The sequence below is a fragment of the Thalassotalea eurytherma genome (assembly GCF_030161415.1).
GTDB lineage: Bacteria > Pseudomonadota > Gammaproteobacteria > Enterobacterales > Alteromonadaceae > Thalassotalea_G > Thalassotalea_G eurytherma.
The window spans coordinates 269,279-291,310 of record NZ_BSSU01000001.1; the positions used below are offsets into that span (position 1 = coordinate 269,279).

Below are 22,032 nucleotides of genomic sequence, written 5' to 3' on the forward strand. Positions count from 1 at the left end.
TGATAGACCCGTGCATTAGCGGTTTTATTTCATTGAAACAATTGGGTAACAATTCTTAGCAGGCGGTTAACAATCAACGTTTAATGCATGTGCTAATATTTTGTGACCTACGTATTTATTTTTTGTATTAACACGCCATGGATTTTTCTTTGAATAAAAAGTTATCTGTCACGTCAATTTGTCTGATATTGACGCTGTTACTTTTATTGTTGTTGACCTTACCATTGGGTGCTCAAGAGCAAAGTAAACCGTTGCGTGTTGCTTTACCAGATGAAGCTTCTTTGCAAGTGCATTCAGCCGGAAAATTTGAGCAAATTGTCAATTTAATGCGGGAATATTGGCACGAATGGAGTATTGATAATCAGCGCCCGGTTCAGTTTATTCGAATTCCTAGTGCGCGCTCATTTGATGCCTTGCACAATAATGAAGTGGATGTCATCGCGATATCCGCTGCGCGCGAATATCCAAATACACTCTTTAGTATACCTTACGCAAAATACCATCAGCGCATTTTTCGTCGTTTAGACGCTGCCGATACATCTCAAATTGTGATGGCAATTCACTCTCCTAGCAATCGCATTTTAGCGGCGCTTACTCCGTCGGTGCGTCGCACGTTTTATCGTGATATTGATGTACTGCTCGATGATTACCAGCAATATAATGCGATTTATTCTGTTCAGCCATGGAAAGTAGAGCAGCGTTTAAAAGAGCGAGGGTTAAGTGATGTGTTCTATATTAGTGAAAACGACACGCCTGATATTTTCTTTCGCTTTGCTTTTAGAAAAAGTGATGAGGAGTTTGCATTAAGAGTTAACGATTCATTGCGTAATGTCAGTAAGCTTCAAGCACAACTGTGGACTGATAAATACATTACTCGCAGTGAAAACCGCTTTGACCTTACTTTGGGTGACTACGACAAGACGTTATCATCGCAAGAAAAGCGTTTTGTATTGACTCACCCTCATTTAAAGTTTCCTTCAATGCCTGAAGGTTTTCCGCCGTATTTAATAACCGATAGTTTTAATCATATTGGTGCGACTGGGTTTTCTGTCGATTTACTTAAGGTTCTTGTTAAAAAGCTGGGGGTGACGTTTGAACCTGTCTATGTCAGTTCATTTGATTTAGCGCGAGAATCAATTAAAGCCAATGAGCTAGATTTCTATCATTTGCATATCAATGATCCTGAACGCTACCCTCATTTAAGGTTTTCAAACACCTTAGTGAATATGAATTTTAGTCTGATTACTCGTGACGACTACATACTTAATAATCATATCTCTAGCTTAAAAAATGAGAAGCTTGGTTTGATCAATGGTTTTGCCAGTGCCGATGCGCTAATGCAAAAATTACCTAATGCGGATTTTAACTTCTACCTGTCAATAACAGATGCATTTAAAGCGTTGGAAGCCGGTGAAATAAATGCGTTTGTTGAGCCAACATTATCGGCGTCTTACTTTATACGTCAAAAGGGCAGTACCTATTTTACGATACAGCCTTTTCATGGATTTATTGATGAAGTGCCACTTGCTTTTGCGACTACCCAGCGAAATGCAGATCTTATCTTGCTGTTTAATCGTGCGCTTAATTCAATTGACTCTGAAGAATATGAACGTATGTATGCCAAGTGGAGCACGGTTGCTTTTAGTAAAGGGGATATCTATCAGCAGGTCAGTAATGTTTATCAACGAGCGGGCTATATTTTATTGACGATTTTCGTCATGAGTGTGTTGATGACCATCTTCTATTTACATCAACTTAAACTGCGTAAAGCTGCTCAAAAAGAAGTAGAAAAAGCACTGGTCGTTGCTGAAAAAGCAAGAGCCGCAGCTGAAAAATCAGGCATAGCTAAAACGAGTTTCCTAGCGCGTATGAGTCATGAGATTCGAACACCAATGAATGGTGTTTTCGGCATGGCTGAAGCGCTACGTTATACCAACTTAGATAAACATCAAGCTGAATTGTTAAATACACTGACATCGTCGGCAGATAATTTATTGTCGATATTAAATGACGTGTTAGATTTTTCTAAAATGGATGCCGGCAAACTCACCCTCGAAAGTGTCCCTGTTAACTTAAGTGAGCTAGCGAAAAACGTTGTTAACGCTTTTACACCGCTTGCTCATCAAAAAGGATTACGATTAAAGCTAAATGTTGATGATGATCTTGCGACTCAATATATGCTTGATCCAACACGGTTAACACAAGTGTTAAATAACTTAGTGTCGAATGCGCTTAAGTTCACTGAGTTTGGTTATGTCGAGGTGAATATAGCCGTGAGTAAACGCGAACAGATTGATGATGCGCTATATGACAGTGTAAATATTTCAGTTGTTGATACTGGTATTGGTATTGCGCCTGAGCAGCAAAACTTGCTGTTTAGTCCTTTTATTCAAGCTGATAGTGCGGTAACTCGTCGATTTGGTGGCACTGGCTTAGGTTTAAGTATTTGCCAAGAGATTGTTAATGCGATGGGCGGCAAGATAGCGACACAATCAGAGCACGGTAAGGGAAGTACCTTTTTCTTTAATATTGCGTTAAAAACGGTTGCGTCAACACCGGTGAAAGCAATAGCGGCGTTGACAAAAGAAAAAACTGAACTGCCAGATTTTTCAACCTTGTCAGTCCTGTTAGTGGAAGACAATATTGTTAACATTAAAGTATTAACAGCGCAGTTAGAGCGTCTTCGCATCCACCCTGATCTCGCCTATAACGGTGAAGAAGGCTTAGCCTTGCATAAGCAAAATCAGTACGACTTAATTATTTCAGACTGTCATATGCCTATTATGGATGGCTTTGAGTTAGCACATACATTATCTTCTGCGCCCAAAACGCGTCCATTTTGGTTAATTGCTGTAACGGCTGATGCATTAGCTGATACTGCTCAAAAGTGTTTAGATGCTGGCTTTGATGATTATATGACTAAGCCTTGTCCACAAGATGAAATAACGGAAAAAATGACCAACGCTTTTATTCAATTGCGCTCGCAAAAAGGTCAATTTAGCCAGTCGAGCGTTGTGCCTCAAACTGAGCCGTTACAGGTTCATCAGCAGTTATTTGACGCGCATCGATTAATTAAGCGCAATAATCAAGACAAAGTACTCACCAGCCATATTTGCCAACTTTATGTTGATACATGGCAAGACGAAAAACAGCAACTGTTGGCTGCTATTGAAAAAGAAGACTTTGAGCAAGCTTATGCTATCGCTCATAAGCTAAAAGGTAGTTTACGCTATTTAGCCGTGTGTGATTTAGATGAGCAAATTGCTGATGTTGAAAAGTTTAGTAGTGCGCAAGATATTATTAAACTTGAGCCAGCCGTCAACATGTTTGTTGAGTCGCTGGCCAAAGTAGCTGAGCAAATACAAGGGTGGTTAACCGAGCAGGACTAAACCTTGAATTGGCTAACCAGTTTGTCGAGACTAGCAAATTCTGACTGTAGTAAATCACAAGCTTGATGGGTTTGCTTTAACGAGCTAACACCTTGATCATTAAGCGCCATCATGTTGTTTACGTCGTGATCAATCGATTGAATCATATCCACTTGTTGTTTGGTTGCCGTTGCAACCGCATGGTTTTCATCATCAACTTGGGTCAATGATTTAATGATTTCTCTCATCTCAATATCTGCTTGATTTGCCAGGTCAACGCTTGATGCGCTATTTTCCTGGCTTTCATGCATGGTTTGAACAACCGACGACGTGCCTACCTGAAGGTTTTCGATTAAGCTTTCAATTTCTTGAGTAGACTCTTGGGTTAACTGAGCTAACTGTCTTACTTCATCAGCAACAACTGCGAATCCTCGCCCCATTTCACCGGCACGGGCCGCTTCAATTGCAGCATTTAACGCTAATAAGTTGGTTTGTGAACTGATACCTTTTATCACGTCAAGAATTTTGCCAATGTTGTCAGCTTCGATATTTAGCTTCTCGATCTCTTGACTTGAATGGCTAATATTATTGGTTAGCTGTTCAATAGCATTAATATTGTTAGATAGGGCGTTTGTACCTGACTTTGAGCGCTCATGCATTTGAGAGGTTAGGTTGGAAGCATTTTCAGCGTTGCCTGATATTTCTGTTACTGAGCCGTTTAATTGGGTCACCGCAGTCGCAATGTGTTCACCGCCAATGAGCTGTTGTTGGGCAAGTTCGATACCATATTTAGCGCTTTGCCTAACCTGATCAATTTGCTCATCAAGCGCATTCGCCGCTTCATGGGTTTTTTGCATTGAGCGGTGAATGGTTTCAATAAAGTCGTTGAAATGCTGTGAAAGTTGACCTATTTCGTCTTGACTGCGCACGTCTAATCGTTGTGTTAGGTCGCCATCACCTTCTGAAATTCGCTTAATGGCTTTTGTTAATCCATTGATTGGCTTTAGTAATTGTCCTAACAATAGGTTCAATAGCACAATGGTAATAATCACGGCGATAACACCAAAAATCATCGCTTGCGTGCGCGCGTCAGCCAGTGGTTGGTATGCTTTGTCTTTATCAAGTACGACACCTAAATACCAAGTAACAGACTCTATGCCTTCAATTCGAATAAAGGAAACAATTTGGTTTTTCCCTTCTAGCTCCGTTAACTGGGCTGTTAAAACGGGAGTCATGCCAAATAATTTTGAAAAGTGTTGGTCAACCATTTTGGTATTCGGATGACTTAACACCTTGCCTTCTGCCGTCATTAAAAAGGCATGGCCTAATTCTAGAAAGTCGAGTGAATTGATAATCGTCGCGATTTCATCCAATAAAATATCACCGCCAGCAACGCCTAAAAATCTACTGCCTGTTTTGACTGGGGCAATAGCAGAAATTAATAACTCGTTTGTTGTTACGTCAATATAGGGTTCAGTAAAAGATGACTTAGATTGCAGTTTAGCTTGCGTGTACCAAGGGCGCTTTCGAGGGTCAAAGTCTGCAGGTAAAACGATTGATTTGTCATCCAGAATGAATTGGCCTGTTTGCTCTATGGCAACATAGCTATTTTTGAAATCTCCAGCAACATCTGCCATGACTGCGCTGCGCTCTAAAAACACTTGGTCTTGATCAATACCAGCACTCTTGGCAAGCGATTCAACAATCGCCAATTTACCATTTAGCCAATTGGCAATGTTTAATGAAACCGAGTCTGAAATCTCAGTGATCGCGCGTGTTAGGTTTGTTTTGGTATCTTGCTTGACAGAAAAGTAATGATTAGTTGTCGATATGGCTAAGGCAAGGATCAGTAAACTTGCCGCTACTATGATGATTTTATGGGCAAACTTTAACTTATTAATCATAAATGTAAACTACCTTAACGGCTCGATTGTAATTATTCTTGTTTCGCTAGCTTAACATGTTGGTATAGTGACGCAAGTTGTTAGCCTGTGGGTGGTCAGGAAAATATGCTAAGACCTTTGTCCTGACAATTCGACATCTGTTAAAATAAGCTATCTACAGTAAAAAGCGTGCCAATATGAGCTCAGTAAATTACCAAATCACACCTGTTAACGTAAATAACCATCTTTTTTTAGTCAGCGTCGATTTTAATACCGAAGTTGGTCAATCATATACCTTGTCATTACCTGCTTGGTTACCAGGTAGTTATATGATTCGTGATTTTTCAAAAAACTTGATTGAGTTATCGGCAAAAGACAAAAAAAATACAGAAATTGAGTTAGCACGTGTTGATAAACAAACATGGCAATTTTGTGCCCAAAGTGAGCATGCCACGCTAAGCTATTATGTTCACGCATTCGATTTATCGGTTAGAACCGCCTACCTCGATAGCCAGCGAGGCTTTTTTAATGGCAGCTCAACGTTTTTATGTGTTGAGCAATTAGCATCGCTTCCTTGTCAATTAACCATTCATCCAAACGAACAATTAACTACGTGGCGTGTTGCAACAGGTCTTGAAAGAGCTCAGGGTACCGATCTTTATGCCTTTGGCAAATATCAGGCAAACGACTATCAACACCTGATTGATTGCCCTGTTGCGTTAGGTGATTTTGACGTCAGTGAATTTACAGTTGCCGGTATTCCACACTATTTAGTCTTTACCAGCGAGCACTTTGGTGATCGAGAGCGCATGGTAAGAGATATTACTAAACTCTGTCAGCACCATATTGACCTATTTGAAGAAGCGCCTTTTAACGAGTACTGGTTCATCACACATTTGCAAGCGAAAGGGTTTGGTGGTCTAGAGCATAAAAATTCAACGATATTACAAGCGGGTCGTTTTGATTTACCTAACCCACAAAAACCGGACGAACTTTCCGATAGCTATAAAACCTATTTAAGCTTGTGCTCCCATGAATACTTTCATGCATGGAATGTCTGTCGATTAAAACCGAAAGAATTTGTTCCTTATGATTTGTCTCAAGAAGTATATACAGAGCAGTTATGGGCTTATGAAGGCATAACATCATATTACGACGACTTTTCCCTCGTGCGCACGGGGATCATTTCTTTTGATGAATATTTAGCGCTATTAAGTAAAACGGCGACGCGTGTTTATCGAGGGCCAGGTGAATACAAACAAAGTATCGTGGAGTCGAGCTTTTATACTTGGACTAAATTCTATCAACAAGGACCAGAAGCACCGAATCATATCGTGAGCTATTACACGAAAGGCTCTTTATTTGCCTTGTGGTTAGACCTAACGCTTAGGCAAATGACTCAAGGTAAAAAGAGCCTAGATAGCTTGATGAAAGTTATGTGGCAGCGTTTTGGTAAGGATGAAAAAGGTACAAAAACGGAAGATTATTTAACGGTATTTAATGATTTATGCCAACAGGATATGTCTACGGCGTTTTATGAACGTTTGAATGCTAAAGCTCCCTATGATTTGACTGAGCAACTATCTCAGGTTGGCGTTCAATTTGCACTAGTTAAATTCGATAAATTAAATAGCTTAGATACCACTGATACGGAAGATGTTAGACCTTATATTGGTGCCATGTATCAACAAACGGCTGCAGGGTTAAAGATTTCCTCGGTAATTGAAAACTCTCCTGCTGCTAACGCCGGCTTAGCCGTCAACGACATTTTAGTCGCTGTTGATTCAATGAAGGTAACCGAGCAAAGTCTTGCCCTGTTGTTATCTCATATGCCGCTAACGACAAGTTTAACTTGCCATTACTTTAGAGATGATAAGCTTCTTTGTGGTGAACTTAGCGTTAATGATTCGCCATTAGCTGGCGTTAAGTTGACGACTTTGGCGCCGAATCGCACTGAGCAGTGGCTAAGTATTGTCTAACGTGTGTATTAAAAAATTTACACCTGTAGCAAAAGCCTGACGGTTGTTACCACAGCTATTTCCGCCGTTTTATAGCTGACGAATGGCGTATTGTGGTAAATATTGCCGTATAAATTGATAAAAAAGACAATAACTATGATTGATATTAAACGTTTTCACCATGTCGCATACCGATGTAAAGATGCTAAAGAAACTGTTGATTGGTATAAAGAGATGCTCAATATGGAGCTTACGGTAGCAATCGCTGAAAATGAAGTACCGTCAACGAAAGAGCCGGATCCTTATATGCATATCTTTTTAGATGCAGGTATGGGGAATGTTTTAGCTTTTTTTGAAATACCAAATTCACCAGATATGGGGCGTGATGAGAATACCCCTAAATGGGTACAACATATCGCACTTGAAGTTGAAAATATCGATGCTTTAGTGAATGCAAAGAATGAGTTAGTCAGTAAAGGTGTTGAGGTTTTAGGCCCAGTAAATCACGGTGTGTTTAAATCAATCTACTTCTTTGACCCTAATGGTCATCGTTTAGAATTAGCGGCTAATTCTGGCAGTATTGAGCAAATGGCTGAATTAAAGCGTGTTGCACCGTTAATGGTAGAAGAGTGGTCAACGACTAAAGTAGCGCCGACACATGCGGCCTGGTTGCATGAACAAGACTAATTTTTAATAGTATTTAGTTATTTAAAATTACACTTGTATATTTATTGGTTATTTGTTGTTCGATAAACAACCAATAAACTTAAAAAAAAAAGGTTATTTTTTAATAATAAAAACAAGAAGATATTAACTAAATGTAAAAAAGTGTAAATGTTTTGTCATAATTCGCTTGCTGTATAAAATATTATCAGTAAAGTAATACGTAGCTACAAGGTAGCAACTTAAAAATATGGAAGTGATTTTAGCATTGGAAGCAAGATATCAACTGAAGTAGATGTAAATTAGAAACACGGATGGTTTACTCGTATTCAGGAAGGAATTTTTTCGGTCCAGGAGGGCTTGAAAAGGGATTGCCAAGAAAGTGTTAGGAAGACCAAAAACAATAAAAGCTTATACGGAAAGTAATAATAAAAACAGGAAATGTCAGAATAAACAGGGATAGTATTTATTAGGTAGGACGCCAATAAGATTTTGGAGTATTTCAATTGCGATTTGAGCAATTTTTTCCACAAAAGCGATGACTTAGTCATCGCTTTTTTCCTTTCTGGGATTTAATTTTTAATCAAGTACCCATTTCTCACCATAATATCGTAAAATAGGCGTAATTTAGTAATTAGGTCGATTGAGCGTGAAATCATGACACGAAAGAAAAAATCAAGAAAGCCGGGTAGAGGCAGCAGCGGACAGCTTAAGCAAGAATCTGCCACAGAGTTTGACGTAGACAAGCGTATTCGCAAAAAGAAAGGTAATAAGCCTGGTAGTCGTCACCAAGTTAAAGAGAGTGCAGAGGGGCAACAAAATCAAGGCAATAAAGATCCACGCGTTGGTAGTAAAAAGCCTGTCTCATTAGGTGTGCCAATTAAAGCGAAGGTTAATAAGCCAAAACCGGTTAAACCATCGACCTTGCCTAAAATTGTTGCAGTAAGCTCGACTGAAGCTGCGAGTAAAGAACTATGGCAAGAACTCGAGCAAATTGAGGAAAACCCTCAGTTGCAGGCTATCATTGAAAAAATGGACGCTGAGCAAGCTTTAACGGCAGAAGAGGTTGATTTATATAATGAACTTATGGACCGTCATGAAGCGCTTAGTGAACAACTAGGTATTGATGATGTGCCCGAAACAGAAGGAGACATCGACAATACTGATGAAAAGCCGCTTTCTGAAGACGAGTTATGGAATAAGTTTAACGATGATCAATTTGACGTTGAGTAGTTAGATGAATAGTACAATGACAATTGTTTTAATGTTGGCTGCGTTATTAATTATTTTAGCGTTGTCAGTATATGCTGGCAGATTACTTTGGTTGGTCAAAAAGCAGCGCATTGAACAAGAAGAGAAAAAGGTCGCTCAACAAAAAGCATTAGCAAGCCACGATACTAAAATATTGCAAAGTGTTTTGATCATAGTCAAAGCAATGCAAGAAGAACAATGTGACTATAGTGAAGGATGCTGGCGTTTAAGTGTTTTATTAGATTCACTCAAGCTCAGTACTCAGATGGAAAATGAATTTCCTGCTATATTTAATTTATATAAGCAAATTAAACATTTATCTATTTTAGATGAACGTAAGCAAATGGCTAAACGCGATCGAATGAAGCAAGACCTGGAACGAATGAAGGTTGAAGCTCAGTGCCTAGAGGGTGTTTCAACTACGCTACCTTTATTGCGTCAATATACAACGGAGCGCTTAGCTGTTTTAGCAAACGACATGTAAAATAGAATGCATTTGTCGAGGTGGCTATGACACAAGAACTAAAAGCACAATTTACTAAACGCATTGTTGAACTTCAGCAGCGTATTGAAGCTATTCATAACGATTTTGCCAAAGCAAATGAAAGCGATTGGGCTGAACTTGCTAGTGAACGTGAAAATGATGAAGTGCTCAACGCATTAGAATCTGAAGCTAAAGTAGAAATTCAACAATTAAGTAATGCGATTAACCGTATTGAAAACGGCACTTACGGTACTTGTGAAACATGTGGTGAAGATATAGCGCTAAAGCGTTTAGCAGTGCAACCAGCTGCGATTCAATGCATTTCATGTGCTGAGAAAGCGGCTTAACTTTCTGCCAATAAAACCATTTGACGCAACGAGAGGTAAATTACCTTTTGTTGCGTTTGATCAACACTTTCTCCCTGAGTTGTTTGATAAAATGTTAACACTTCTATTTAAGGTTAACCGTTATCATGACAACAAATATCAGCCACTTTTTCGATAAAACGTTACTTGCTAAATATAATACAAGTGGCCCTCGATATACTTCTTACCCTACGGCGCTTGAATTTAGTGAGAACTTTCAAGAACCTGACCTTATTCAAGCAATTGATCAATCACCTTCAGAGGAACTGTCGTTATATATTCATATACCGTTTTGTCATAGCCTTTGTTATTACTGTGGTTGCAACAAAATCGTTACACGTCACCAAGATAAAGCGGATGTTTACCTAGATTACTTGCTTAAAGAAATTGATTATAGAGCTCCCTTGTTCGAACGTTATAAAGTAAGACAAGTTCATTTAGGTGGCGGAACACCAAGTTTTTTAACTGATGCTCAGTTAACGCGTTTAATTAACAAGATAAAATCGAGTTTTGAGTTTACCCAAAGCATTGAAATGAGTATTGAAATCGATCCTCGTGAAATCGAAGTCAATAAAATTGACGAGCTTAAAGCACTTGGCTTTAATCGCATTAGTATTGGTGTACAAGATATTGATGAAAAAGTTCAGGAAGCGATTAACCGTGTTCAATCAACAACATTCATTGGTCAACTCATTGAACGTGCTAAGGCACTTGAGTTTGACTCCGTTAATGTGGATTTGATCTACGGCTTACCACATCAAAATCAAGCAACCTTTGCGAAAACCTTAGCGCAAGTTAACGCGTTTGATGTTGACCGAATTTCATTGTTTAGTTACGCCCACTTACCTAGTCGTTTTGCCGCTCAACGTAAACTTAAAGATGAGTGGTTGCCAAATGCTGATGAAAAACTCTCTTTGATGCGCCAAGCGATTGAAACGCTTTCTACTTATGGCTATGAATTTATCGGTATGGATCATTTTGCTAAGCCGAGTGATGAACTTGCCATGGCACAAAAATTAGGCCAATTGCATCGTAACTTTCAAGGATATACAACGAAAGGCGAGTGTGACTTGTTAGGATTAGGGGTTTCTTCTATCAGCGCAATTGGCAATAGTTATAGTCAAAACATTAAAGAGCTCACACCATATTACCAAGCGATTGACGAAAAAGAGCATGCCCTAGAGCGTGGCATTGCCTTGACGAAAGACGATTTAATTCGTGGTGATGTTATTCGTGAGCTAATGTGTAACCTATTTCTTGATAAGCAAAGTATCGAACAAAAGCACGATATTTGTTTTGATCAGTATTTTGCGCAGGAGCTGATTTCCTTACAAACATTTATTGATGATGGCTTGGTTGATAACGCTCAAACGACCATTATGGTATCGCCACGTGCGCGATTATTGATCCGTAATATTTGCATGAGCTTTGACGCGTATATGAAACGTCACCTAAACCAACAGCGATTCTCTCGCGTTATTTAGCTTATAACTGACCCAATACAAAAGATTGTCCATTACTGTGAATAACCAGCGATGTATTATCTTGGCTGGTTTTAGCTTCTTCAATCCATTGGTAATAGACATTTCGGTGTACGATGGCGTGCAGGTTTCGTCGCACGGTGACTATTAGGTTGTCTTCATTATCTATCGTTAATGGGTGCTCTGCATCAAGCAAAAATGTGTCACCAAGGTTTGTTGACAGCACCATATCTTGCTTGTTTTCATCAAGCCATTGCCAGTGCGTGATAACAAACGGGTAATGCTCTACGCTAATTTTAATTTTTTCAACTGGCGTCACTAAAAAGTAATCTTGCGCTTCTTTTTTAATCACCGAAGCAAACAGTTTAACCATGTTCATTCGTTTAAATGGCGTGCCTTGATAAAACCATGTCCCGTCTTTTTTGATGATCAAATCAATTTCACCACAATAGTCGGGATTCCACTGTTCAACAGGTGGCATTGATGATTGCGATGATAATTGGGCAAGTAAACTATCTAATGACATAAAAGGGTTGAGCAATATAGTTGTTAAGCTTTAATCATAAGCCATGTTAAATTAAATTTGTAATACAAAAACAAAAATATCCAGGCTAGAGATGAAAACGATTCTTAAAGGTTTAACCTTTTTATCGGTTCAATAGCTGTATTAAGTGGTTGTGCGTTAACACCATCTAACCATGATGTGATAGCAAGTGCTATTGCCGAAAAATTAGCGTGCGTAGCCCTGACAATGCGAGTGAGCTTCAACTGTATTCAAATGATAAATGGTTGGTATACGGTACAAGGGAAGAAGATCATCTGGTATACAAATCTTTTCAAGTAGATAAGCCCATCCAAGAAGGTACGTTCGCAGAACCTGAACTTATTGTTGGTGAGTAAGGGGTGATGGATATTGTTGATATCAACGAGCAGGGGGATATTTTGTATGCAATAGATTTTCATATGAAGCGCTCGAGCCTGGCATACCTAGAGAACAGCCTGCCTAAGCAGTGTTATATCGAAGATAAAATCCACGATAGCACTGAAGTAGAGTAATAGAATAGAAAAAAATCCGCTAAAATTTGAAAATTGCCTTGATCTCGTTTGATATTCTCTTTAGAATCCGCGACCTAACTTGTTCAAGTTAGCAAACCTTTGTGGTGGCTATAGCTCAGTTGGTAGAGCCCCGGATTGTGATTCCGGTTGTCGTGGGTTCAAATCCCATTAGCCACCCCACTTTTCTCAACACCGTTAAGGTGTTTTTTATGCCTAAAACAAAATAAACACGACCGTCATCACAGGTGATTCCGCTAATTTTGATTGGCGCGGGTTCAAATCCCATTAGCCACCCCACTTTTCTCAACACCGTTAAGGTGTTTTTTTATGCCTAAAACAAAATAAACACGACCGTCATCATCTGCGCTCAAACAAATTAATATTTTTACTTTTACGTAATTGTGCGTTTCTCTTTTTACGCTATGCTATAGAACAACAGCTAGCACATGAGTGTTAACTTCCATGGATTTAAGGGCGAAAAATATGGACGTGAAAGGTAAAATTATTGTTGTTAGTAATCGTAATGTAGATAAAAACAGGCACGATGAAGGTTTATTTGGCGATGATTTAAATCCAAAAGGATCAGAGCAACTCAACATTGCTCTAGCGCAGCGAGAAACAGACCCTCAGAGTGCATCTAATTGGCAATTAGAGCTGCTATCAAATCCCGCGAATCCTAGTTATCGCAAGCCCAAGTTATTTGAAACCTTCAAAGCGGTTATGAGGCAAATAGAGCAAGATCGAGCTGATGGTGCCAAGCCGGTTAATTGGCTTGTGTTTACCCATGGTTTTAACCAAAGCTTAGATAAGAATTTACGTAAGTGTGAAGAGCTCGCATCGTATGGCGTTAATGTCATTACTTTTTCGTGGCCTTCTAATCCAGGCCCTCAGGAGTTTTGGCTAAAACATAAAGAATATCAACGCGCAGTCAAAAATGCCAAACGTTCGGTTGTTGCATTTGAGCGCTTTTTAGAGTTCTTTTCTACTTATGTGAATCAATTTCAGTCGGCACATTGCGAGGTAAACTTAAATTTTATTGTTCATAGCTTAGGTAATTTTTTGGTTGAGGAATTTGTCAAAAGTAGTACGTATGATAATGAATTTAAGGTTTTCTCAAACGTTATTCTCCATCAAGGTGATGCCGACTCTTATCAACATGAATTGTGGGTCGCTAAAATAGTAAATGACGCACGTGTCTATATTACGATTAACGACAAAGACTATGTGCTTGCCGGCTCTGATGTTGTTAATCCAAACAGGTTAGGTAATAGCTCAGATAATTGTGTGATGCAGCAAGCCAAGTACTTTGATTTTACTGATGGTGAAGGAGTTGGCGTGAGCCATAGACCATGGTTTACGCCTGGCAAAAGTAACCCTGCAGTCGGTGAATTTTTCACAAAAGTACTTAACGGTCATCGTGGTGAGCACGCTGATGGTTGGCAGTATGTACCGGCAAAAAACTACTATGAGCTTGGTTAGTGAAGTTGTTCGGTAATTAAATCAATAAATGCTCTTACTTTGGGCGACAGGTGTTGCTTGCTAGGGTAAATAGCAAAGACATCTATCGGTTTAGTTGGTAAGTCAGGAAATAGCAGAGTTAGGTTTCCGTTGCCGATATGTTCATTTAAATAAAAGTCTGGCAGCCTAGCTACACCCTGGCCTGATAATGCCATTGATAGCAACATATTACCGTCGTTACAGCTAATTTTATCTTTAACGTCTACGATAAAGTGTCGACCATCTTTTTCTAGATAATCCCACTTTGTTGGGAATTTAAGGTTTGAATAGCAAATACAGTGATGCTTTGATAATTCCCGAGGATGATATATCAACCCATGTTTATCTAGGTAAGATTTAGCAGCAACTGTATAACCCTTAGCGCTGTATATTTTTCGACAAATCAAGCTAGACTCATCAAGTTGAGCCGTCGCACGAATCACCAAGTCGTAGCCGTCACCAATAACATCTAAATGACGATCACTTAAATTAAGGTCAATATTCACGTTAGGGTAACGTGATAAGTATTCTTCAATTATAGGTGTTAGGTGTTTATGAGCAAATTGAACGGGACAACTCACTTTTAAACGGCCTTTGGGGTTAAAGTCATTCTGTGTCACTAAATCAAAGGCGGATTCAGCATCATCAATGAGCTGTTGGCAGTGTTGGTAATAGAGTTTGCCTTCAGGTGTTAAGCTAATAGAGCGTGTCGTTCTATTTAATAATCTCACGCCAAGTTTTGCTTCGAGCTTATTCAGTGCTTTACTGATAAAAGAGGTGGAATGGCCAAGATCATTAGCTGCTGCCGAAAAGCCGCCACTTTTTACAACATGAACAAAAATAACAATCCCGTCGAATAATTTATTATGAGTCATATAGAAACAGTGTTTGTCTTTTTAGGTTATTAATCTCTTATTGTGGCTAATATATACTAAAAATCGTCAAGTTACTGCAATGAACGAAATTAACGAACTAGGTTTAGGAGAGCAATAATGAACGTATTAGTATTTGGAGCAACAAACTCTACCACTTCAATCAATCAACAATTAGCAAAATATGCGGGATCGTTAATTAAAGGGGCAAATGTAGAAGCGTTAGATTTAAACGATTTTGAAATGCCAATTTATTCGCCTCAACGTGAAGAAGCATTGGGGCAGCCGAAGTTAGCCCAACAATTTTATAAAAAGATTGGTGATGCAGACGCTATTATCATTTCATTTGCCGAACACAATGGTAGTTACACGGCGGCTTATAAAAACTTATTCGATTGGACATCACGTATCGATATGAAAGTTTTTCAAAACAAACCTATGGTTATGTTAGCGACTTCACCTGGACCAGGAGGCGCTAATTCTGTGCTTTCTTCTGCGGTAAATTCAGCACCATTTTTTGCAGCACAAGTAAAAGCATCATTATCTGTTCCTAGCTTTTTCGATAACTTCGATATGGAAAAACGAGTGTTGATAAATCCAGAATTAGACAAAGCGTTAAATGAAGCCGTTGGGCAATTAGTTTAAATGCACATTGGGTTGTCAGCATGCTCGCCTACCTATTGATAGGCGAGCACTGTTTGAGTGGATACACTTATTAGCCGTTTCTGAGTTCTTCCATATCGGCGATTAACTCCTTTAGCTTTTTGAACTGACGCCCATAAACAATATTTAAATCGAGTCGGTAGAGGGCATCAGCGTATTTGATCATTAACAAGGTCACTAAGACAATTGCGATGATCAAGTAATAGGGTTGACCTAAAATAACCCAAGATGTCGGCAACTTAAGTAATAGCAAATCGACAATTTTACCACCTGCTTTACTCGCAAGGGCTTGTATTGCCATACCTAGAAATAACAAAGGGTAAAAGTATTGATAGTACTTTGCGTAAGTTTTGATAGAGCTTTGTAACCAGTTATTGAAATTTATTAAATAATCATAGCTACTTTGCCCTTTAGACAGCCCATTTGTTTTATTAAGCTCTTTTTGCGCGATATATACGAGTGGCGCCAATAAACAGCACATATATACACCAAGAATCGGTGCGCCTATCAATGTCATCATAATGAGCATAATGACGCTACCAATGACAATCGCTTTAATATTGATGGCGAACATCCGCTGAAGTTTATCAACGATGTTTTGTGATTTACGACCGTAAAGATCATTTATTTTAGGCGCTGAAAGTGACTCTTCCGATAAAAAGCCTTGTTTCCACATTGATTCAATTGATTTAGCCATAGTTTAGTCCTTTTCCTGTAAAAACTGATTAAGCCTATCTTTGATGCGAGTAATACGCACACCGATGTTGTTGGTGCTGCTTCCGACAATGTCGGCGATCTCGAGATAAGATTTTTCTTCTAAATAAAGGAGGATAATGGCGCGATCAGTTTCTGATAAATGCTTAATGGCATTGTATAGCTCATTAATATCATCATTGACGAACGCCTTACTATCATCAATCACTTCGTCTGGTAAGCTATCGGATGCAAGCTGGCGACTACTTTTTGAATCACGTTTTAAATAGGTTAAACAAACGTTTAATGAAACGCGGTAAATCCATGTAGACCACTGACTATCATGATTAAAGTTGTCTTTACTTCGCCAAATTTGCAAGCAAACTTCTTGGTAGTAATCTTCAAAGTCTTCTTGGTTATTTGTATAAGCGCGACAAATTTTAATAATAATACCGGCGTAAGGTAATATCGATAGTTGATAAAAATCACTTCCCATTTGAAATTGATTATCCTTGTATTTGTTTGCTTAAGTTAGTGGCGCTAATAATCAATTTATTACATCTAGGAAAAAATATTTTAGTTTTTATATGGAGCGGTGTGAAAAAACTAAAAAAGAGGCAATAAAAAAGCAGCCATTAGGCTGCTTTTTTATGAGAGGCTTTACTTACTTATAAATCGATATCGATTGAGTAAGAGATAACAACTTTCATGTCATCGTCATCTAAGTCAGTGTCAGAAACAGCAAGTGTGAAACCACTTTTGCTTAGGCTTATACCGTAATCTGTGTAATCGTCTGCACCGTCAATATCAAAAGAGTAGTTACCAATGTGTAAACCAAGCTCTAAACCGTCTGCAACTTCAAATGCAGCGTCAGCACTTAGGTATAATGCATCTTCAAATAGTTCACCCGCATCTTGTGCATGAACACCGTAGTTTGCTGATACAGAGAATGCACCGTATGAAAGGCTACCGTATACTTCACCGAAATCATATTCGTTTGCTGAATCTACTTCAGCTGAATCTGGGTATGCATAGTAAATATAACCAACGTCATAACCAAAACCTTCACCAAACTCACCGCCGAAACCAGCGTAAAAATCTAACTCGTAACTTGCTGCGTCACCAAAGTCTACGTTTGATGCCCAAGTACCCACATAAAAGCCAGATTCAGAAGCGTAATCGATACCACCAGAAATCGCAGCAGCGTCATCAGTTTGTGACACACCACGCCATAAATAGTTACTTGTTAAACCTACGTTTGCAGATAAGCCGTCAACAGCTGAAGCTTGAGTTGAAACTAGCGCACTACTTGCTATTACTGTAGACAAAGCTACTGATAAAATTGATTTTTTCATGTTATACCCTTAAGTGTTTTTATATTATAAATTTTTGTTAACACTATGCCAGCAAAGACAGTGCCTGAGTTGAAAATCATAAAATAAAAATAATTATTTGTTAATTATCATCAGCTTATGTAAGTGGTGATAACTGTAGAGTTTACGGAATTGATGCTTTTTGCGCCATGCTGGTGCGCGTTGTTCAAAAAAAGTGCAAAAATAGTCGAAAGAACTACGTATTATTACTTCATTATTGGATGTGCTTTCGGTAAAGTAGCGCACACAAAATTGTAGGGGGAATGTATGTCTTCATTTTTAATCGCACCATCTATTTTATCAGCTGATTTTGCTCGTCTAGGCGAAGATACAGCTAAGGTGTTAGCTGCAGGCGCTGATGTCGTCCATTTTGATGTGATGGATAACCACTACGTCCCTAATTTAACCTTTGGGCCAATGGTCTGTAAGTCATTACGTGATTACGGCATTACTGCGCCAATTGATGTTCATTTGATGGTCAAGCCGGTTGATTCACTTGTTCCAGCATTTGCTGAAGCTGGTGCAAGTATTATTACGTTTCACCCTGAAGCATCAGAGCACATTGATCGTACGTTACAATTAATAAAAGAAAGTGGTTGTAAGGCTGGATTAGTCTTTAACCCTGCCACTTCGTTGCATTACTTAGATCACGTCATGGATAAGTTAGACGTTATTTTATTAATGTCTGTGAACCCTGGCTTCGGTGGTCAGTCTTTTATTCCTTCTACGTTAGATAAACTTCGACAAGTCAAACAGCGCATCGTTGATAGTGGTTATGATATTCGTTTAGAAGTTGATGGTGGCGTTAAGGTTGATAATATTGCAGAAGTAGCCGCGGCAGGCGCCGATATGTTTGTCGCAGGTTCTGCTATTTTCTCGCAGCCAGACTATAAAGCCGTTATCGATAAAATGCGCGCAGAATTAGCTACCGTAAAAAATTAAGTTAAATACCCATTGAGGAAATTATGTCAAAACCAATCGTATTAAGTGGCTGTCAGCCATCTGGTTCTTTAACGCTAGGTAATTATTTAGGCGCGTTGAAGCAGTGGGTTGATATGCAGGCAAGCCATGAATGCTATTACTCTATTGTTGATTTACACGCGATTACCGTTCGTCAAGATCCAAAAGAATTGCACGAAGCATGTTTGGATGCCTTAGCCTTATATATGGCATGTGGCGTTGATCCAGAGCAAAGTACTATTTTTATGCAGTCTCATGTCGCAGCTCATAGCCAATTAAGTTGGGTATTAAATTGTTATGCGCAAATGGGTGAGCTAAATCGTATGACTCAATTTAAAGATAAGTCGACGCGTGCTGGTGCAGATATTAACACCGGACTATTTACATACCCTGTGCTAATGGCAGCAGATATCCTTTTATATAATACCAATGCAGTGCCTGTGGGTGACGATCAAAAGCAACATTTAGAATTAGCAAGAGATGTAGCTACGCGTTTTAATAACCTTTATGGTGACATTTTTACTGTACCTGAACCTTATATTCCAGAATTTGGTGCGCGTGTAATGAGCTTGCAAGAGCCGACTAAGAAAATGTCTAAGTCTGATGCAAATCCGAAAAACTTTATTGGCTTATTAGAGACGCCAAAGAAAATAAGTAAGAAAATTAAGTCTGCTGTGACTGATTCAGATGAGCAAGCGCGCATTTACTTTGATGTGAAGGAAAAGCCTGGCGTATCAAATTTACTGTCACTTTTATCATGTGTTACTGGCAAGTCTGTAGAAAGCTTAGTGCCTGAATATGAAGATAAAATGTACGGTCATTTAAAAGGCGACGTAGCAGATGCAGTTGTTGCGATGATTGAACCCATTCAAGAGCGTTATGCACAGTACCGGAATGATCGTGCGTTTATGAATGACGTCATGCGAAATGGTGCTCATAAAGCTTCTTTACGAGCAGATGCAGTGCTTGAGAAGGTTTATCAAGCGGTTGGTTTTATTCCAAAGCCATAAGATACATTTTAACGCATTAAAAAAGGGCTGAGTTCATTGAACTCAGCCCTTTTTCATTTATTACTTAGTGACTAATCTTCGTCTTTTTTCTTCTCAGCTTTTTCGAAAACTTGCTTCGCGTTTTCAATAAACTCATTCGCTGGCGTGCTAGGAGCAATCAAAAAGTTAGGCGTCATTATCGTTGCATCATAAGTGGGGCGATCCCTAAAATCAGGTTTGTTACTCAAACTCACTAAGTAAGTGCCACCGAATATTAGCAAACATAAACTCGCTGAAATAATCACACGTTTTTTACCGCTCATATGGAAACCGATGTAGCAGTTTAGCCAGAATAGGCAGAACGCTAGGGTAATTGGCAAGAGTGATGTAATCCATGAGACAGGCCAAGCACTCGATAAATTGAAATGTAATACATATTCAATGATATCGCTGAACCAGAAAAAGTTAAAAATCAGAAAGCTAATACCAATTTGAGACCAATAACGTGCATCGTTTTTCGTTAAATGAGAAATCAACGAGATAATTGCTGGCCATAAGCTAAAGCCAAGTGTCATACCTATAGCTGGCACAAATACTTGCGTGAAAGTAACTTCCGTTTGCTTTCCTAGGTATAACAAGTAGCCAGACATTAGCGTAAAAATAGCTAAACTAAATACTAAGCTGACTGGTTTTCTTGTGCGCTCAATTAAACTTTCGAACGGGCTGAATTTTACCGTAGCACTGACAGGGTGATCTGGAAAAACAATTCTTAACTGGCTTTTACCAATGCTAATAATGTCGCCTGAATGCAAAATGTGTTTATCTGCATTTTGCTTACTTTCATCTAAGAAAGACCCATTGAGTGAATCTTGATCATGAACGACCCAATGCTCGCCATCAAATTGAATGTTTAAGTGTTCTGGGCAAATATGTGGATCATCAATAATGATGTCATTTTGGTAACTACGTCCTATTTCAACGCTGTCTGATTCAAAGCGGTCACGACAAATCAGTTTTTTACCGCGATTAATTTGTTCTACTACGATTACTGCCATGCTACCGCCTCAATAAACTTTTCCATAAAAGCGAATGCACTTTCTTGTTTTACTCCTGATAACGTAAAGTTGCTAATCAGCGCTTGTTGGTTTTTATCAACAGATGCTGATAAATAAATCACATCATAAAGCTCGGGGAAATCTTTATACGCACGTGCACAAAAAACAGCTTTTTGTGTCATGGTTTGATTTTCAGGTGAGATAATATCGTGCTGACAGCTAAATTCTGTGACATCGTCTTTTTGTACTTTGTTGTATGCGCGCGCACTTAATATTTTTTGATTATAAAGGTGGTAGAATTTTGTATCACTAATATCTTTAGCAGAAAGGTAACGATACTCCATCACTAAATGACCTGTGAAAAAGTTATTTTCAATATAGGTGTTATCTTCCAACGAGCAACTTGCAACAGCAGATAATAAAAGTGCACTTTCTTTATCGGCGTTCGAGTCACCCCAACATCTAATAAAGGGCGCATCAATTGTTGGAATTGAGCCTTTACCTAACGGTTTTTGTAACCAATTGCTTACGAGCACCTCTTCAATTAACTTCGCTTGGTGAGCCTTAAGTTGCTGAGCTATTTGGCCTGTGATGTCAGTAGGTGGCTCGACAAGGTATTCATTATATAGGGCTTGCAGTTTGTCGTGTGGAATTAAAAAACCGATTGAATTACCTGAGGTCGCTACATTAATGCCAACAACTTTGAGGTCGCCATTGACTACAGGACCACCACTCATACCTGAATTTATTGAACCCGTGAAATGAATTTTGTCGGTGAATGAGTCTGGCAATAAACCATTGTAGGTACCAGGCACCACAATCATACCTAAATCATGTGGATTACCTAAAGAAAAAAGCTCTTCACCTTTAAGTGGTGCTTGTTGTGATATTTCAAAAATAGGATTTTGAGAAACTTCATCATCAAGCTTTTTGACTAAAGCTAAATCATTGATGATATCTACACTTTCTAAAGATAACTCGCCTTTATTGCCGTCGTTATCTAAATATTCCATTTTATATTTTTCAGGGTGACGAGCATAGCCAGAAACAACATGATAGTTGGTGGCAATTAAGCCGCCCTTCGTTATTTGGAATGCAGAGCCAATAGTCGCTTTCTCACCACTGACTAATTCAATTATTTTAATTTGATAAAGAGAGGGGGCTAATTGTTCGAAAATTTGTCCCGCTTGTTCTTTGGCGTTTACTGATATGCTTAAAATCGCAAACAGTAAACAAAAAACGCGCTTCATTCAGATTCCTTAAGTTAAAACTCTTTAATGCAGAACTACCATAGATACGGTATTTGCTTCATAAATTCAATCAAAAGCAATTAAATACCTAAAATTACAATCTATCATAACTGGTTGAACAGTGGTGTGTGTAATCTATGCACTATGATAACTTTTGCAACAAGTACCTTT

The 22,032-nt window shown here is 38.8% G+C and carries 21 protein-coding genes and 1 tRNA gene; 14 read left to right on the forward strand and 8 right to left on the reverse strand.

The annotated features are described in order from the left end of the window. The first annotated feature begins 149 nt into the window (after positions 1–149). Positions 150–3,389: an ATP-binding protein gene (locus QQK02_RS01190; protein WP_284206101.1), complete on the forward strand. Its 3,240-nt coding sequence runs from the start codon at positions 150–152 to the stop codon at positions 3,387–3,389. Here QQK02_RS01190 and QQK02_RS01195 read toward each other — a convergent pair. Continuing rightward, positions 3,386–5,272: a methyl-accepting chemotaxis protein gene (locus QQK02_RS01195; protein ID WP_284206102.1), complete on the reverse strand. Its 1,887-nt coding sequence runs from the start codon at positions 5,270–5,272 to the stop codon at positions 3,386–3,388. The two genes, QQK02_RS01190 and QQK02_RS01195, sit on opposite strands and share 4 nt — an antisense overlap. Before the next feature lie 176 nt (positions 5,273–5,448). Between QQK02_RS01195 and QQK02_RS01200 the strand changes: the two genes are divergently transcribed. From QQK02_RS01200 to hemN, 6 genes are all read left to right on the forward strand, one after another. Beyond that, positions 5,449–7,230 (forward strand): M61 family metallopeptidase, encoded by a 1,782-nt coding sequence (locus QQK02_RS01200; RefSeq protein ID WP_284206103.1) that lies wholly within the window; start codon positions 5,449–5,451, stop codon positions 7,228–7,230. Positions 7,231–7,365: 135 nt separating this feature from the next. Further along, a complete protein-coding gene (locus QQK02_RS01205; RefSeq protein WP_284206104.1) occupies positions 7,366–7,896 on the forward strand; it encodes a VOC family protein in 531 nt (176 codons plus the stop codon). A 633-nt stretch (positions 7,897–8,529) separates the two neighbouring features. Beyond that, entirely contained in the window at positions 8,530–9,105 is a 576-nt protein-coding gene (gene yihI / locus QQK02_RS01210; protein ID WP_284206105.1) for a Der GTPase-activating protein YihI, read from the forward strand. Between the two features lie 16 nt (positions 9,106–9,121). Continuing rightward, positions 9,122–9,607 carry a DUF2489 domain-containing protein gene (locus tag QQK02_RS01215; RefSeq protein ID WP_284206106.1) on the forward strand — a complete coding sequence of 162 codons (486 nt, stop codon included), beginning with the start codon at positions 9,122–9,124 and terminating at the stop codon, positions 9,605–9,607. Positions 9,608–9,633: 26 nt separating this feature from the next. Continuing rightward, the gene (locus tag QQK02_RS01220) at positions 9,634–9,954 is read left to right on the forward strand and encodes a TraR/DksA family transcriptional regulator (RefSeq protein ID WP_284206107.1); all 321 of its coding nucleotides are present in this window, start codon (positions 9,634–9,636) and stop codon (positions 9,952–9,954) included. Between the two features lie 125 nt (positions 9,955–10,079). Continuing rightward, positions 10,080–11,456 carry an oxygen-independent coproporphyrinogen III oxidase gene (gene hemN, locus QQK02_RS01225; RefSeq protein ID WP_284206108.1) on the forward strand — a complete coding sequence of 459 codons (1,377 nt, stop codon included), beginning with the start codon at positions 10,080–10,082 and terminating at the stop codon, positions 11,454–11,456. A gap of 1 nt (position 11,457) precedes the next feature. On the opposite strand, the gene QQK02_RS01230 is transcribed toward hemN, so the two are convergent. Further along, positions 11,458–11,979, reverse strand: coding sequence for a DUF1285 domain-containing protein (locus tag QQK02_RS01230; protein WP_284206109.1), 522 nt, complete (start codon positions 11,977–11,979; stop codon positions 11,458–11,460). 209 nt (positions 11,980–12,188) lie between these two features. On the opposite strand from QQK02_RS01230, the gene QQK02_RS01235 reads away from it, so the two are divergent. From QQK02_RS01235 to QQK02_RS01250, 4 genes are all read left to right on the forward strand, one after another. Further along, positions 12,189–12,353: a hypothetical protein gene (locus tag QQK02_RS01235; protein ID WP_284206110.1), complete on the forward strand. Its 165-nt coding sequence runs from the start codon at positions 12,189–12,191 to the stop codon at positions 12,351–12,353. 6 nt (positions 12,354–12,359) lie between these two features. Beyond that, the gene (locus QQK02_RS01240) at positions 12,360–12,509 is read left to right on the forward strand and encodes a hypothetical protein (RefSeq protein ID WP_284206111.1); all 150 of its coding nucleotides are present in this window, start codon (positions 12,360–12,362) and stop codon (positions 12,507–12,509) included. Positions 12,510–12,613: 104 nt separating this feature from the next. After that, a tRNA-His gene (locus QQK02_RS01245) sits at positions 12,614–12,689 on the forward strand. A 303-nt stretch (positions 12,690–12,992) separates the two neighbouring features. Further along, positions 12,993–13,988 carry an alpha/beta hydrolase gene (locus QQK02_RS01250; protein WP_284206112.1) on the forward strand — a complete coding sequence of 332 codons (996 nt, stop codon included), beginning with the start codon at positions 12,993–12,995 and terminating at the stop codon, positions 13,986–13,988. Here the strand turns inward: QQK02_RS01250 and QQK02_RS01255 are convergent. Beyond that, the gene (locus QQK02_RS01255) at positions 13,985–14,881 is read right to left on the reverse strand and encodes a LysR family transcriptional regulator (RefSeq protein WP_284206113.1); all 897 of its coding nucleotides are present in this window, start codon (positions 14,879–14,881) and stop codon (positions 13,985–13,987) included. The genes QQK02_RS01250 and QQK02_RS01255 overlap by 4 nt on opposite strands. 117 nt (positions 14,882–14,998) lie before the next feature. On the opposite strand from QQK02_RS01255, the gene QQK02_RS01260 reads away from it, so the two are divergent. Continuing rightward, a complete protein-coding gene (locus QQK02_RS01260) occupies positions 14,999–15,523 on the forward strand; it encodes an NADPH-dependent FMN reductase (RefSeq protein ID WP_284206114.1) in 525 nt (174 codons plus the stop codon). Positions 15,524–15,593: 70 nt separating this feature from the next. On the opposite strand, the gene QQK02_RS01265 is transcribed toward QQK02_RS01260, so the two are convergent. The 3 genes from QQK02_RS01265 to QQK02_RS01275 form a co-directional block, all read right to left on the reverse strand. Further along, positions 15,594–16,238, reverse strand: a complete 645-nt coding sequence (locus QQK02_RS01265) for a hypothetical protein (protein WP_284206115.1) — start codon at positions 16,236–16,238, stop codon at positions 15,594–15,596. A gap of 3 nt (positions 16,239–16,241) precedes the next feature. Then, complete coding sequence (locus QQK02_RS01270) at positions 16,242–16,730, reverse strand: RNA polymerase sigma factor (RefSeq protein ID WP_284206116.1); 489 nt, start codon at positions 16,728–16,730, stop codon at positions 16,242–16,244. A 172-nt stretch (positions 16,731–16,902) separates the two neighbouring features. After that, positions 16,903–17,589: a TorF family putative porin gene (locus QQK02_RS01275; protein ID WP_284206117.1), complete on the reverse strand. Its 687-nt coding sequence runs from the start codon at positions 17,587–17,589 to the stop codon at positions 16,903–16,905. Positions 17,590–17,874: 285 nt separating this feature from the next. Between QQK02_RS01275 and rpe the strand changes: the two genes are divergently transcribed. After that, positions 17,875–18,549, forward strand: a complete 675-nt coding sequence (gene rpe, locus QQK02_RS01280; protein ID WP_284206118.1) for a ribulose-phosphate 3-epimerase — start codon at positions 17,875–17,877, stop codon at positions 18,547–18,549. 23 nt (positions 18,550–18,572) lie between these two features. Beyond that, positions 18,573–19,577, forward strand: a complete 1,005-nt coding sequence (gene trpS / locus QQK02_RS01285) for a tryptophan--tRNA ligase (RefSeq protein WP_284206119.1) — start codon at positions 18,573–18,575, stop codon at positions 19,575–19,577. A gap of 71 nt (positions 19,578–19,648) precedes the next feature. On the opposite strand, the gene QQK02_RS01290 is transcribed toward trpS, so the two are convergent. Both QQK02_RS01290 and QQK02_RS01295 read right to left on the reverse strand, forming a co-directional pair. Beyond that, positions 19,649–20,611, reverse strand: a complete 963-nt coding sequence (locus QQK02_RS01290) for an FHA domain-containing protein (RefSeq protein ID WP_284206120.1) — start codon at positions 20,609–20,611, stop codon at positions 19,649–19,651. Next, positions 20,602–21,861 (reverse strand): S1 family peptidase, encoded by a 1,260-nt coding sequence (locus tag QQK02_RS01295; RefSeq protein ID WP_284206121.1) that lies wholly within the window; start codon positions 21,859–21,861, stop codon positions 20,602–20,604. The genes QQK02_RS01290 and QQK02_RS01295 overlap by 10 nt, the downstream gene beginning before the upstream one ends. Positions 21,862–22,032 lie beyond the last annotated feature (171 nt).